Annotated in this window: 12 protein-coding genes; 5 read left to right on the top strand and 7 right to left on the bottom strand. The window is 60.0% G+C overall.

Annotation, left to right across the window (positions count from 1 at the left end; all coding sequences use genetic code 11):
• Nucleotides 1–69 precede the first annotated feature (69 nt).
• From ABNT42_RS00060 to ABNT42_RS00035, 6 genes are all read right to left on the bottom strand, one after another.
• Entirely contained in the window at nucleotides 70–978 is a 909-nt protein-coding gene (locus ABNT42_RS00060; RefSeq protein WP_348692367.1) for an ABC transporter permease subunit, read from the bottom strand.
• An 8-nt stretch (nucleotides 979–986) separates the two neighbouring features.
• On the bottom strand, nucleotides 987–2,135 hold the full coding sequence (potA, locus tag ABNT42_RS00055; RefSeq protein ID WP_348692365.1) for a polyamine ABC transporter ATP-binding protein: 1,149 nt from the start codon (nucleotides 2,133–2,135) through the stop codon (nucleotides 987–989).
• 73 nt (nucleotides 2,136–2,208) lie between these two features.
• Nucleotides 2,209–3,318, bottom strand: a complete 1,110-nt coding sequence (locus ABNT42_RS00050) for a polyamine ABC transporter substrate-binding protein (protein WP_348692362.1) — start codon at nucleotides 3,316–3,318, stop codon at nucleotides 2,209–2,211.
• A gap of 113 nt (nucleotides 3,319–3,431) precedes the next feature.
• On the bottom strand, nucleotides 3,432–4,883 hold the full coding sequence (locus ABNT42_RS00045) for an aspartate aminotransferase family protein (RefSeq protein ID WP_348692360.1): 1,452 nt from the start codon (nucleotides 4,881–4,883) through the stop codon (nucleotides 3,432–3,434).
• A gap of 29 nt (nucleotides 4,884–4,912) precedes the next feature.
• Nucleotides 4,913–6,283, bottom strand: a complete 1,371-nt coding sequence (locus tag ABNT42_RS00040; RefSeq protein ID WP_348692358.1) for a glutamine synthetase family protein — start codon at nucleotides 6,281–6,283, stop codon at nucleotides 4,913–4,915.
• 103 nt (nucleotides 6,284–6,386) lie between these two features.
• Complete coding sequence (locus tag ABNT42_RS00035) at nucleotides 6,387–7,151, bottom strand: gamma-glutamyl-gamma-aminobutyrate hydrolase family protein (RefSeq protein ID WP_348692354.1); 765 nt, start codon at nucleotides 7,149–7,151, stop codon at nucleotides 6,387–6,389.
• A 200-nt stretch (nucleotides 7,152–7,351) separates the two neighbouring features.
• On the opposite strand from ABNT42_RS00035, the gene ABNT42_RS00030 reads away from it, so the two are divergent.
• The 5 genes from ABNT42_RS00030 (at nucleotide 7,352) to speB (ending at nucleotide 13,786) form a co-directional block, all read left to right on the top strand.
• A complete protein-coding gene (locus ABNT42_RS00030) occupies nucleotides 7,352–8,866 on the top strand; it encodes a PLP-dependent aminotransferase family protein (protein ID WP_348692353.1) in 1,515 nt (504 codons plus the stop codon).
• Entirely contained in the window at nucleotides 8,866–10,044 is a 1,179-nt protein-coding gene (locus ABNT42_RS00025) for an MFS transporter (protein ID WP_348692350.1), read from the top strand. Before ABNT42_RS00030 ends, ABNT42_RS00025 begins: the two co-directional genes overlap by 1 nt.
• 80 nt (nucleotides 10,045–10,124) lie before the next feature.
• A complete protein-coding gene (locus tag ABNT42_RS00020) occupies nucleotides 10,125–11,399 on the top strand; it encodes a 4-aminobutyrate--2-oxoglutarate transaminase (RefSeq protein ID WP_348692347.1) in 1,275 nt (424 codons plus the stop codon).
• Nucleotides 11,396–12,850 carry an NADP-dependent succinate-semialdehyde dehydrogenase gene (gene gabD, locus ABNT42_RS00015; protein ID WP_348692344.1) on the top strand — a complete coding sequence of 485 codons (1,455 nt, stop codon included), beginning with the start codon at nucleotides 11,396–11,398 and terminating at the stop codon, nucleotides 12,848–12,850. Before ABNT42_RS00020 ends, gabD begins: the two co-directional genes overlap by 4 nt.
• Nucleotides 12,851–12,853: 3 nt before the next feature.
• Complete coding sequence (gene speB, locus ABNT42_RS00010) at nucleotides 12,854–13,786, top strand: agmatinase (protein ID WP_348692341.1); 933 nt, start codon at nucleotides 12,854–12,856, stop codon at nucleotides 13,784–13,786.
• Nucleotides 13,787–13,824: 38 nt separating this feature from the next.
• On the opposite strand, the gene ABNT42_RS00005 is transcribed toward speB, so the two are convergent.
• Nucleotides 13,825–14,664 carry an ABC transporter permease subunit gene (locus ABNT42_RS00005; RefSeq protein ID WP_348692339.1) on the bottom strand — a complete coding sequence of 280 codons (840 nt, stop codon included), beginning with the start codon at nucleotides 14,662–14,664 and terminating at the stop codon, nucleotides 13,825–13,827.
• Between the last annotated feature and the right edge of the window lie 25 nt (nucleotides 14,665–14,689).

Here is a 14,689-nt window from a genome sequence, read left to right as displayed (position 1 = left end):
GGTAAAGGAACAGATAGCCCATCGACAGCCAGCCGCGCCCGAACCAGCGCTGTAACCAGTTTCCACTCATTAGCGGGCCTCCTGTTCGGCTTTGTATTTGTTAAAGATCGCCATAGGCACGAGGATCAGCAGGATCACCACGACGGTGACGGACGATGCCATCGGCCAGTCGTTATTGGTGAAGAACTCGTCCCACAGCACGTGGCCTATCATCAGCGTTTCCGGGCCGCCCAGCAGTTCCGGTATCACGTACTCGCCCACAGCCGGAATGAACACCAGCATGGAGCCAGCGATGATGCCGGACTTGGACAGCGGCACAGTAATGCGCCAGAACGTTTGCACCGGTGTTGCCCCCAGATCGGCCGCAGCTTCGAGGAAGCGGATATCCATCTTCACCAGATTGGCGTACAGGGGCAGGATCATGAACGGCAGGTACGCATACACCATGCCGATGATCAGCGAGAACTGGGTGTTCATCAGGTGCAGCGGTTCGCCTATCACACCTATGCTCATCAGGATGTGATTGAGGATGCCGTTATTCGCAAGTATGCCTTTCCATGCGTAGATACGCAGCAGGAAGGAAGTCCAGAACGGCAGCATCACCATCATCATCAGCACAGGGCGCAAGGTGGTGCGCGAACGTGCCATGAAGTAGGCGAACGGGTAGCCGATGATCAGGCACAGCACCGTCGTGATGGCAGCGAACTTGAGCGAACTCAGATAGGTCATCACATACAGGTCATCCTGCGCGATGAACAGGTAGTTGGAAATCTTGACCTTGAGCGTGATCACCCCGTCGACGATGGTCATCAGGGTGCCGAAGGGATTGCCGCCATCCGATTCCGTGAAGCTGATCCGCATCACGATCAGGAAGGGCACAAGGAAAGCAAAAGTCAGCCACAGGAATGGCACGGCGATGACGACCCGCCGTCCCGTAATCCAGCGCAGACTCAGTGCATGCGTGAGAGCTTTCTTCATGGTATCACTCAGCTGGTCAGTGCCACGATATCGGAGCCATCCCACCATGCATGCACGCGCATATCGCGTTCCAGCGTGGTGGTCTGATGGCGCGCCGCATTGGTACGCGAGACGCGCAAGTCCATGCCGCTATCGAGCCGCACGTGGTAGCGGGTTTCGTTACCGAAGTAGGCCAGCGCCGTAATCACGCCGGAAGCCTGGTTGTAACCCTGCTCGGCCAGACTGGCGCGCTGCTGGTCGGTCGGCGCATCGAGCTGGATGCAGATCTTCTCGGGACGCACAGCAATGGCCACTTCCATGCCCATGGTGCCGGTAATGCCGTGGTTGATGTAATGCTTGCCCTCGGGCGATTCGACGATCACATGGTCCGGCTGATCCACCACCACGCGGCCTTCGAACATATTCACGCTGCCGATAAAGTCCGCCACAAAGCGGCAGTTCGGGGTTTCATAGATTTCGTCCGGCGCGCCCACCTGCAGAATGCGCCCTTCGCTCATGATGGCGATACGGGTGGCCATGCTCATGGCTTCGTCCTGATCGTGTGTCACCATCACGCAGGTCACGCCCACTTCTTCGATGATGCTGACCAGTTCCATCTGGGTCTGCTCGCGCAGTTTCTTGTCCAGCGCCCCCAGCGGCTCGTCCAGCAGCAGCAATTTCGGCCGCTTGGCCAGACTGCGCGCCAGCGCCACGCGCTGCTGCTGGCCACCGGACAGCTGATGCGGCTTGCGCTTGCCGTACTTGGCCAGCTGTACCAGATCCAGCATCTTCTTCACCCGCTCGGCCACCTGATCTTCCGGCATGCCGTCACGACGCAGGCCAAAGGCCACGTTATCCCACACCGACAGGTGCGGGAACAAGGCATATGACTGGAACATCATGTTGATCGGGCGCTGATACGGCGGCACGCTGACGATGTTCTGCCCACCCAGCAGAATCTGGCCAGAAGTCGGTGTCTCGAAACCGGCCAGCATACGCAATAGGGTGGACTTGCCGCAGCCGGAGCTACCCAGCAAGGCAAAAATTTCGCCTTTGTTGATGTTGACCGAGATGTCATCCACAGCGCGTACGCCGTCGAACGACTTCACCAGATTCCGGATCGCCAGAAACGGCTGGTCGGCGTCGCGTACCGACGTAGCATTAGAAGCTTTATTCATGATAGAGCAGTCAAAAAATCAAACGGACATGCGGCGGCCGCACCCGGGCCAAGCCGGGTGCCCGTTACAACGATCAGAGGCCGGTTTTGAACTTGGTATAAACGCGCGTCATCACGCGACGAGTATCGGAGCTGTATGGCTCAGGCACCGTCATGCGTTTCTTGTCTTCGTCGGTCAGGTAGATGGTCTTGTTCTCGGCCAGTTCCTTCTTCACGAACTTGAGCGCTGCCGCATTCGGATTGGCGTAGAACACCTTGTTGGTCAGGCTGGCGTGTACCTCTGGACGGGTAATGTAGTTGATCCACAGGTGGGCATTGTTCGGGTGCGGTGCATCGGTAGGAATAGCCATGGTATCGAACATCAGCGTTGCAGTCGTTTTCGGTACCAGTGCGACGATGTTGTTACCGTTCTTGGCATCGATGGCGCGCTGACGGGCGATGTTGATGTCGCCGGACCAGCCTAGCGACAGGCACAGCGAACCGTTGGCCAGATCGTTGATATAACCGGAGGACGAGAACAGAGTGATGTAAGGACGGATGGTCTGCAGCAGACGTCCGGCATCCTGATAGTCGGAAGCGTTCTTGGAGAAGGCAGGCTTGTTAATGTACTGCAGTGCTGGCGGCAGAATTTCGGAAGGCGAATCAAGCACGGACACGCCGCAGGATTTCAGTTTCGAGACATATTTCGGATCGAAGATCAGGTCCCATGCATTGTCCGGCATCGGCATGCCGCCCAGTGCAGCCTTGACCTTGTCCACATTGATGCCCAGCGTGGTGAAGCCCCACAGCCAGACCACCAGATGCTTATTGCCCGGATCAAGCTTGCCAATCAGCGCCTGCAGTTGCGGGTCCATATTGGCCAGATTCGGAATCTTGCTCTTGTCCAGTTCACGCAGCAGGCCACCATCGATCTGCAGACGTCCCCAGTTAGACGAAGGTACCACGATGTCGTAGCCGGTTTTACCTGCCGCCAGTTTGGCGTGCAGCACTTCGTTACTATCAAACAGATCGTAGCGAACCTTGATGCCGGTTTCCTTTTCAAAGTTCTTGATGGTGTCTTCGGCGATGTAGTCCGACCAGTTGTAGATGTTCAGGACTTTTTCTTCCTGCTGCGCGGCGGCGGGAAGGGCAACTGCGGCGGTCAGGGCTGCTGCAGAAATCAGGCTGGATAGCCCGCGGGACATTCGATGCTTTAGTGCTGGATTAGGTGTCATTATTATTTTCCTCTTTCGATCTGTTGAGAATACGTCCAGAAAAAAACCGTGCTACTAAACTTCGTATCTACCTTCAGCAAAAACTATACCCAGCCGCGCTGTTTGACATCGGCATACGTCAGATCCAGACAATGACGGATCAGCGCAATCATTTCGTCGATCTGCGCCGTCGTCATCACCAGTGGCGGCGCAATGATCATACGGTCGCCCACGGCACGCATGATCATGCCGTTGTTGAACATATAGCCGCGGCATACCATGCCTACTGCCAGTGATTCGTCGAACGCTTCATGGTCATGCACCACGGCGGCCTTTTTGCGCACCAGATTGAGGCCGGCGACAAAACCGCAGCTGTTGGCATAGCCTACCAGAGGATGATCGGCCAGTTCGGCAAAACGCTTGTTCAGGTATGGCCCCGTCTCATTTGCGACACGCTGCACCAGCTTTTCGTCCTCGATGATACGGATATTTTCCAGCGCCGCAGCGCAGGCCACCGGATGGCCGGAATACGTGAAGCCGTGATTGAATTCGCCGCCCTGCTCGATGAGCACTTTGGCCACGCGATCACCCACCAGCACGCCACCGAGCGGCACATAGCCGGAGGTCACACCTTTGGCGAAAGTGATCAGGTCGGGCTTGATGCCGAACAGGTCCGAGGCGAACCACGTGCCGAGCCGGCCAAAGCCGCAGATCACTTCATCGGCGATCAGCAGAATGCCGTATTTGTCGCAGATGCGCTGGATCTCAGGCCAGTAGGTTTTAGGCGGAATAATCACACCGCCAGCGCCCTGTACTGGCTCGCCGATGAATGCAGCGACTTTCTCCACACCGACTTCGAGAATTTTCTTTTCCAGCCACGATGCAGCCTCGATACCGAATTCGTCTTCCGTCATGCCGCGACCGGATTCCAGATAGTTAGGCTGGCCGATGTGCACGATGCCGGGTATCGGCAAACCACCCTGCGCATGCATGCCTTCCATGCCGCCCAGCGAAGCGCCGGCCATGGTGCTGCCGTGGTAGGCATTGTGACGGCTGATGATGGTGTGCTTGTTCTTGTGGCCCAGCACATCCCAGTAACGGCGCACCATACGCACATTGGTGTCGTTACCTTCCGATCCGGAACCCGTGAAGAACACATGGTTGAAGCCGGCCGGTGCAATCTGTGCCAGCTTGGTCGCCAGTTTCACGGCTGGCACATTGGTGGTGTTGAAGAAGCTGTTATAGAACGGCAGCGTCTCCATCTGCTGGTACACCGCGTTGGAAATGCTGGTGCGGCCATAGCCCACGTTCACACACCACAGGCCCGACATACCATCAACGATCTTCTTGCCTTCCGAGTCCCACAGATAGATGCCATCACCGCGCACCATCACCCGCGCGCCCTTTTCACCGAGCGCCTTGTGATCGGTGAACGGGTGCATATAGTGCGCCGTATCGAGCTGCTGGATTGCTGCCGTGTCCACTACTTCCTGAGCCGCGACATTTTTAACAGACGCGACGAATGCGGCGCTAGGCGCCAGAGGATTGTTAGCCATGTTAAGTCCTTACTCGGTAAAGGATAAAATCAGACGTGCAGCAACAGGTGCTCGCGTTCCCAAGGACTGATCACCGTCATGAATTCCTGGTGCTCCAGATCCTTGATCGCCGCATACACGTCGATGAAACGTTCGCCCAGCACTGAGCGCAGCTTGTCTTCGCCACGCAGCAGCTGCAGTGCTTCCGGCAGGCCCTGCGGCAGTTCCACTTTCAGATCGTAGGCGCTGTTGACGGTCATCGGCGTCGGTTCCAGCTGTTCGGTCATGCCGAGGAAGCCGCAAGCCAGCGTCACCGCCAGTGCCAGATACGGATTGGCGTCGGCTCCGATAATCCGGTTTTCCACGCGACGATCCTGCACACCCGATTCCGGTACGCGGAAGCCCACGGTACGGTTATCCATGCCCCACTGGATGTTGATCGGTGCTGCCGTGTGGCGTACCAGACGGCGGTAGGAATTCACATACGGCGCGACGATCGCCATGGCCGACGGCATGTAGCGCTGCAGACCGGCGATGTAGTGTTTGAAGATCGGTGCAGCGGAGCCGTCTTCCGCGCTGAAGATGTTTTTGCCCGTCTTCACATCCACCACGCTCTGGTGCACGTGCATGGCAGAACCGGGTTCGCCAGCCATAGGCTTGGCCATGAAGGTGGCGTACATATCGTGCTTGAGCGCTGCTTCGCGCAGGGTACGCTTGAAGAAGAATACCTTGTCGGCCAGACCCAGCGGATCACCGTGCAGGAAGTTGATCTCCATCTGGCCTGCGCCGATTTCGTGAATCAGCGTATCCACGTCCAGATTCATCATGTCGCAGTAATCATAGATGTCTTCGAACAGCGGATCGAATTCGTTCACCGCGTCGATGCTGTACACCTGACGGCTGGTTTCGGCACGGCCGCTACGGCCCACTGGCGGACGCAGTGGCAGATCGGGATCGCTGTTTTTGGCGGTCAGGTAGAACTCCAGTTCCGGTGCCACTACTGGCTTCCAGCCACGGTCTTCATACAGCTTCAGCACGCGGCGCAGCACCGAGCGCGGAGCAAAGTCCACCAGACGGCCATCGGCAAAATAGCAATCGTGGATCACCTGCGCGGTCGGGTCGGTCGCCCATGGCACCATGGTGATGGTGGTCGGGTCGGCGCGCAGTATCATGTCGCGGTCGGTGGTGGAGATGGCGCGGTCATAGGCATCATCTTCGGTCGGGTAGTTGCCCGTTACCGTCATACCCAGCACGGCTTCGGGAATGCGCATACCGCGCTCGGTGGTGAACTTACCGCGGGGGAGGATTTTGCCGCGTGCCACACCGGTCAGGTCGGGCACCAGACATTCGATTTCGGTAACGTGTTTTTCATTCAGCCACAGGTCCATGTCGTTGTAGCTGAAATTTTCGCGGATTGCCATAACTCTCTCTCGTATTGTCTTGATCATCTGCAGGGCGGGCCGGGCGCTGGCTCCATCTCCTGCTACGGGTATTGCGGAACGACTGTGCTACCGGACGGGCAACCTAAGGTACTCCGCCTCGCCCTTCTTTATAGATGCGACAAGCCTCGCCAAAGGCGTGGAACAATTTCATCGAGTCGGGGTTTTCCTGCAGACGCCACTCGGGGTGCCACTGCACGGCCAGCGTAAAGCCGGCAGCATCGGCCACGCGGTAGGCTTCCACCAGACCGTCATCGGCGCGTGCTTCCACTGCAAGGCCGGGCGCCAGCTGTTTGACGCCCTGACCGTGCAGCGAGTTGACCATGATTTCACTGACGCCACCGAGCATCTGCGTCAAATGTCCGGCAGGTTCCAGCAGCACGCGGTGGGCCAGTGCATATTGCTGTTCGAGTGGCTGGCCTTTCTGTTCGCGGTGGTCGGCCATGCCGGCCACCTGATGCACGGCCTGATGCAGCGTGCCGCCCATCGCCACATTCACTTCCTGAAAACCGCGGCAGATGGCCAGCAGCGGTATGCCGCGCCGGACGGCCGCACGGATCAGCGGCAAGGTGGTGGCATCGCGTGCAGCATCCTGCGGCAGCGATTCATCGAGCACGCTCTCGCCATACAGGCTGGCGTGCACATTGGAAGGAGAACCGGTGAGCATGATGCCGTCTGCCAGATCAAGCAGAGCATCGAAGTCGGTTTGCTCACCGAGCGCCGGTACGATCAGCGGCGTTGCGCCGGCGCCCGTGGCAACGGCAGCGACATATTTCAGTTGCGCCGTGTGGTACGGGTGGGCGCCGATCTGATTCACGCAGGCGGGTAACAGAACGATTGGGCTACGCATATGAACTTTCATTACGCTTTTTTGGTACCACTCTGTGACGGCTTGATGACGCCAGCGCAGAAATTGCCCAAAGCAGGTCAGAAAGCCGTGTCATCAAGTCAATCTTGCTCCGATTTGGCTTGAATTTCAATTAATCATATGCGGAATTTGGTATCATTGTCAGTGCCACTTATGGCTTTTGAATAGAACCACTTCGCAAAATGCTCTCCACTTCCGATCTGCTGGCCCATACGCTGGCTGAAACCGACTTCCATCCGCGCCTGCCCCAGCAGCGCCGTCTGTACGAGGCAGCCAAGGCCGCCATCCACAAGCAGCAACTGGGCGCGGGCAGCAAACTGCCGTCCAGCCGTGATCTGGCGCGGGATCTGGGGATTTCGCGCAACACCGTTATCGCTGCTTTCGAACAGCTGGCAGCGGAAGGTTATGTGCACAGCGAACTGGGAAGTGGCACCTATGTGAGCGATCTGCAGGCACACAACGCCAGCATGCGCGGTGTTGGTTCGGCGCCACACAGCCCCCGTGATGCTGTGCCGCGCAACAGCACCGGTAGCGCGCCGCTGTCGCGCCGTGGTCAGGCGCTGACCAGTTTCGCTGCCGGCCCCCGTTTCGAGATACAGCCTTTTGCACCGGGCGATGCGGACTTTTCTTCGTTCCCGTTCAAGCTGTGGCAGCGCCTGCAGAACCGTGTGTGGCGCGAAGCGCGCGCCGACCTGCTCGACTACGGCCAGTCCGGTGGCTACCTGCCGCTGCGGCAGGCGATTACGGAGTACCTGCGCATTTCCCGCTCCGTCAAAGTACAGGTAGAACAGGTGATGATTACCAGCGGCACCCAGCAGTCGCTCGATCTGTGCGCCCAGTTGCTGGCCGATGTGGGCGATACGGCATGGGTGGAAGATCCGTGCTACTGGGGCGCGCGGCGCGTGTTCGAAGCGCGCGAACTGAAGCTGCATCCGATTACCGTCGATAGCGACGGCATGGCGCTGGAAGAAGCCGATCTGGCCACCACGCCTAAACTGATCTACGTAACCCCGTCGCACCAGTACCCTACGGGCGCCGTGATGAGCCTGACGCGCCGGCGCGAACTGCTCGATGTGGCCGTGCGCAAGGATGCGTGGATACTGGAGGACGATTACGACAGCGAGTTCCGCTACACGGGGCGGCCGCTAGCCGCGCTGCAGGGGCTCGATAACGATGATCGCGTGCTCTACATGGGCACCTTCTCGAAAGTGCTCTACCCCGGCATCAAGATCGGCTATCTGGTAGTGCCGCCAGCGCTGATCAACGGCTTCAAGAGCGCGCTGTATGATTTGCAGCGCCCCGGTCAGCTGATGGTGCAGGCGGCACTGGCCGACTTCATCGCACTGGGCCACTTCACTACCCACATCCGCAAGATCCGCCAGACCTACGGCGCACGGCGCGAACTGCTGCGCCGCACGCTGGTGCAGCAGCTAGGCAGCCAGCTGGCGCAGACGGTCACCATCTCCAGCGAGGAATCGGGCCTGCATCTGGTGGTCGAACTGCCCGATCGCGTGGACGACGTGGCGCTGGAAAAGCTGGCCGCCGAATCAGGCATACAGGTCAAAGCCCTGTCCACTTATTATCTGGCGCCGCCCGTACGGCGCGGCCTGCTGGTGGGCTATGCCTACTGCACACCGGAGAAAATCGCTTACTACGGCCGCCTGCTGGCGGCAGTGATTCAATCAGGAGTACGTTAATGAAAACCATGCCCTGGCGTGACTTCATCGCCCTCGTCGCCAGTATCGGCGTGGTAGGGCTGGGTCTGGGCGCCACCATCCCGCTGACCGCGCTGACACTGGACAGCCGCGGCATCGGCACCGATATCATCGGCATGATCACCGCGGCCAGTGCCTTCGGCATCCTCGCCGCCGCCCCTTTCGTCTCGCGCTGGACCGCCAGCCATGGCCCGCGCGGCAGCATGATTGCCGCCATCATCGCTGGCGGCCTGTCCACCGCACTGATGGAGTTCACCGATTCGCTGATCTGCTGGGGTCTGCTGCGCTTCATCTTCGGCGCGGCCATGGGTGTGCTGTTCACCATCGGCGAAGCGTGGGTCAACCGGCTGGCGCCCGTCAATTCGCGCGGCCGCGTGGTGGCCATGTACACCACCAGCTTTACCCTGTTCCAGCTGATCGGCCCTGCGCTGGTAGCGCAAATGGAGGGCCGCGTCAGCATGCCGTTTGCCGTGTGCGGCGCGCTGTTCCTGCTGGCCTTACCGGGCATGGTACTGATCTCGGGCGGCGCCCATGAAGATGACGACGAACCTCACGTGTCGTGGCAGCGCGTGCTGCCACGCATGCTGATGATCGTGGCCGGTGCCGCATTCTTTGCGCTGTTCGATACGCTGGCACTGAGCCTGCTGCCACTGTATGCAATCCGCCACGGTATCGCCACCGAACTGGCGCTGCTGTCGGCCACCGTGGTGCTGGTGGGCGACACGGCACTGCAGTTCGTGTTCGGCTGGCTGGCCGACCATGTGGGACGGCGCAAAGTCCATACGGGCTGCGGCATCGCCGTCTGTGTGCTGCTGCCCATATTGCCGTTTGCCGCAGGCACGCCGTGGCTGTGGTGGAGCGTGCTGCTGATGCTGGGCGCCACAGCTGGCGCCATCTACATGCTGTCCCTAGTGGCTTGCGGCGCCCGTTTCAACGGCCAGTCGCTGGTCGCGGCCAGCGCCGTGGTTAATGCCAGCTGGGGCATTACCAGCAGCGGCGGCCCGCTGCTGACGGGGGTGCTGATGCAGACCGTGGGCATCAACGCCCTGCCCGCCGTGCTGTGGTGTGGCGCGGCGATATTCGTCGGCACGGCGTGGTGGGAATACCGCCAAGGCTATATTGAACGTCAGGAAAGCAAAGTGGCACCATCAACATCTTAATTGTGGCTCTATTCATGGTGCCGTTTAGGCGTGTAGTATCAAACTAGCCTTTTGACCAACCCGTCCTATCCGGAATCACCATGAATAATGCAGACCTGCAGAAACGTAAAGATGCGGCCACGCCACGCGGCGTGGGAGTGATGTGCCAGTTCTACGCCGAGCGCGCGCTGAATGCCGAGCTATGGGACGTGGAAGGCCGACGCTATATCGACTTCGCTGCCGGTATCGCCGTACTGAACACGGGCCACCGCCATCCCAAGCTGATGGCCGCCATCGAACAGCAACTGGGCAAATTCACCCACACCTGCTATCAGGTAGTGCCGTATGCGCAGTACGTAGAACTGGCCGAGCGCATCAACCAGCTCACGCCGGGCAAACACGCCAAGAAGACGGCGTTCTTCTCCAGCGGTGCCGAAGCCGTGGAAAACGCCATCAAGATCGCCCGCGCCGCAACAGGCCGCAGCGCCGTTATCGCCTTTGCCGGCGGCTTCCATGGCCGCACCATGATGGGCATGGCGCTGACGGGTAAAGTGGCTCCATACAAAATCGGCTTTGGCCCCTTCCCTGCCGAAATCTATCACGCACCGTATCCGGTGGAACTGCATGGCGTCAGCGTGGACGATGCCATCAATGCCGTGCACACCCTGTTCAAAGCCGATGTAGACCCGCAGCGCGTGGCTGCCATCATCCTCGAACCTGTGCAGGGCGAAGGCGGCTTTTATGCCGCGCCACCGGCCTTCATGAAGGCGCTGCGCGCGCTGTGCGACCAGCACGGCATTCTGCTGATCGCGGACGAAATCCAGACCGGCTTTGCCCGCACGGGCAAACTGTTCGCCATGGAGCACTACGATGTGGTGCCGGACCTGATGACGATCGCGAAAAGTCTGGCCGGTGGCATGCCGCTGTCGGCAGTGTGCGGCCGCGCCGATATCATGGATGCGCCCAATCCGGGCGGGCTCGGTGGCACCTACGCGGGCAACCCGCTGGCGATTGCATCGGCACTGGCCGTGATCGACGTGATCGAAGAAGAACAGCTGTGCCAGCGTGCCAATGTGCTGGGCGACCGTCTCAAGGAAACCCTGCAAAGCCTGCGCAGCGCCGTGCCGCAGATTTCGGATGTGCGCGGCCCCGGCGCCATGATCGCTATGGAGTTTGCCGATCCTGCCACAGGCGAACCGGATGCCGCATTTACCAAGAAAGTACAGACACTGGCGCTACAAAAAGGTCTGGTACTGCTGACCTGCGGCGTGTACAGCAATGTGGTGCGCTTCCTGTTCCCGCTCACCATTGAAGACCATGTGATGGATGAAGCGCTGGCCATCCTCAGCGCTGCACTCAAGGAGGCCGCAGCATGATCACCCTGAAAGACCCCAGCCTTCTGCGCCACCAGTGCTACATCAATGGCGCATGGGTCGATGCGCCTGATGGCGCCACGCTGGCTGTGCATAATCCGGCCAACGGCGCAGCACTGGGCACGGTGCCCTACATGGGCGCAGCCGATACGGCCGCCGCCATCAGCGCAGCCAATGCCGCATGGCCGGCATGGCGCAAGAAGACCGCCAAGGAGCGCTCCGCGCTGCTGCGCAAGTGGAACGATCTGATGCTGGAGAACGCCGACGATCTGGCCATGATTATGACGGTGGAACAGGGCAAGCCGCTGGCCGAAGCCAAAGGCGAAATTGGCTACGCCGCTTCGTTCATCGAATGGTTTGCCGAAGAAGGCAAACGGGTCGCTGGTGAAACCCTGCAATCGCCATGGCCGGATCGCCGCCTCGTCGTCACCAAGGAGCCTATCGGCGTATGCGCCGCCATCACGCCGTGGAACTTCCCGTCTGCGATGATTACCCGCAAAGTGGGGCCGGCACTGGCAGCAGGCTGCCCCATCGTCGTTAAACCGGCCGAACTGACGCCGTATTCGGCACTGGCGCTGGCCGTGCTGGCCGAGCGCGCGGGCATACCTGCCGGTGTGTTCAACGTGATTACGGGCGATGCACGTGCCATCGGTGGCGAAATGACCTCCAACCCTGTGGTGCGCAAACTAAGCTTCACGGGTTCCACCGCCGTGGGCCGCTTGCTGATGCAGCAGTGCGCTCCCACCATCAAGAAACTCTCGCTGGAACTGGGTGGCAATGCGCCCTTCATCGTGTTCGACGATGCCGACCTCGATGCCGCTGTGGAAGGCGCTATCGCCTCCAAATACCGCAATGCTGGCCAGACCTGCGTGTGCGCCAACCGCCTGTACGTGCAGGATGGCGTGTACGATGCCTTTGCCGCCAAACTGGTGGCGGCGGTGGCCAAACTCAAAGTGGGTAACGGTGCGGAAGCAGGCGTCACGCAAGGTCCGCTGATCGAAGAGAAAGCCGTGGCCAAGGTCGAGCAGCACATCGCCGATGCCGTGGCCAAAGGCGGCAAGGTGCTGACGGGCGGTGCGCGCCACGCACTGGGACATGGCTTCTTCCAGCCTACCATCATCGCCGACGTGAACAGTGATATGCTGGTCGCCACCGAGGAAACCTTCGGCCCGCTGGCGCCGCTGTTCCGCTTCCACAAGGACGAGGAAGTGCTGGCCATGGCCAATAATACCGAATTCGGTCTGGCCGCCTACTTCTACTCGCGTGACATCGGCCGTATCTGGCGTGTGGCCGAAGGGCTGGAATCGGGCATGGTGGGCGTCAACACGGGCTTGATCTCTAACGAGATCGCACCATTTGGCGGCGTCAAACAGTCCGGTCTGGGGCGCGAAGGTTCTACCTACGGCATGGACGACTATCTGGTCATCAAATACATCTGCATGGGAGGCATTTAAACAATGTCGAATCACGAATTTGCTTTCCGCTCGAGCGGCACTTACCTCAACGTCGAGCGGGGCGAACGCGATACGCCTTACTGCATCGCCGGTCTGGCATTTGATGGTGCCGTGACCAACCGCCCCGGCGCACGCTTAGGGCCACAGGCGATCCGTCTGGCATCGCAGATGCTGTGCGATGCAACTCACCCGCATTTCGACACCACGCCGATCGGCCAGCTATCCGATGCGGGCGACCTGCTGCTGCCGAATACGGGCATAGGCCCCATGCGCGAAGCGCTGATGCCGCAAGCGCTGGCACTGCTGCAGAAGTACCACATGGTCTGGCTGGGCGGCGATCACTCGGTGACGCTGCCGCTGCTGCGCGCGCTCAACAAGATTCATGGCGGCCCCGTCGCCGTGGTGCACTTCGACGCGCACTGCGATACCTGGACCAACCACTTCGGCGAGCCTTCCGGCCACGGTACATGGGTGTATGAAGCGATGGAAGAAGGTCTGCTGATTCCGCAGGCTTCCATCCAGTTAGGCATCCGTTCTTCCGGCGAACGTGCGGCACGCGAATATGTGAACACGGTCGGTGGCCGCGTCTTCACCGCGCGCGAACTGCGTGGTCTGGAAAGTCCCGCGCAACTGGCTCCAGTGCTGGCCGAAATCCGCGCCCGCATGGCCGCGGCTGGCAATCCCCCCGTCTACATGACGCTCGATATCGACTGCCTCGATCCGGCCTTTGCACCGGGCACGGGCACGCCGGAACCGGGCGGCATGACCTCGGCACAGGTACTGTCGATTATCGAGGAACTGGCGGAATTGAACTGGTGCGGGATGGATTGCGTGGAAGTGGCACCGCCTTACGACCATGCGGAACTCACTTCCAACGCTGCGTCCACCTTCGTGTGGACCTATCTGTGCGCACGCATCGCGCAACAGGGAAAATAACTAAGCCTATTCACTAAGCTTATTAACTAAGCCTGGTATCAGCCTTTGGCCGCAGCCGCGACCTGCTTCTGACGCAGGCGTTCGCTGCGCGCCATATACAGGCTGGACGCAATCACACCGATAGACACGACCAGAATGGTCAGCGCCGCCACGGCATTCACACGGGGATCAAGGCCCAGACGGGCACGCGAGAAAATCACAATCGGCATGGTCGAAGAACCAGGGCCGGACAGGAAGGCCGACAGCACCACATCGTCGAGCGACAGAGTGAACGTCAGCAGCCACGCCGAACCCAGCGCCTGGGTGATATTCGGCAGCGTCACGAGGAAGAACACCTGATGGGGCTTGCAGCCCAAGTCCATGGCCGCCTCTTCCAGCGATTTACTCATCTCCTGCAAGCGCGACTGCACCACCACCGCCGCATAAGCCATGCCCAGCAGCGTGTGCCCCAGCCAGATGGTGGTGAGACCACGCTCGGGGAAGCCGAACACCTTCTGCACCGACACCAGCATCAGCAACAGCGACAAGCCGATAATCACTTCCGGCATCACCAGCGGTGCGCTGACCATGCCCGAGAACAGCGTACGGCCATAGAAGCGCTGATAGCGATTCAGTACAAATGCCGCGAACGTCCCCAGAATGACCGATGCGCAGGCCGTCAGCACGGCGATGCGGATCGACAGCCAGAAGCCGCTGATGATCTCTGTATCGTTCAGCAGTTCCGTGTACCAGCGCGTCGAGAAGCCGCTCCAGATCATGTCCTGACGCGAGCTGTTAAACGAGAACACCACCAGCACGATGATAGGCAGGTAAAGGAACAGATAGCCCATCGACAGCCAGCCGCGCCCGAACCAGCGCTGTAACCAGTTTCCACTCATTAGCGGGCCTCCTGTTCGGCTTTGT

This window comes from Duganella fentianensis, assembly GCF_964031615.1.
Classification (GTDB): Bacteria; Pseudomonadota; Gammaproteobacteria; order Burkholderiales; family Burkholderiaceae_D; genus Rugamonas; species Rugamonas fentianensis_A.
Note: the sequence above shows the minus strand (reverse complement) of the source record. Positions and strands in the feature narration are given on the sequence as shown.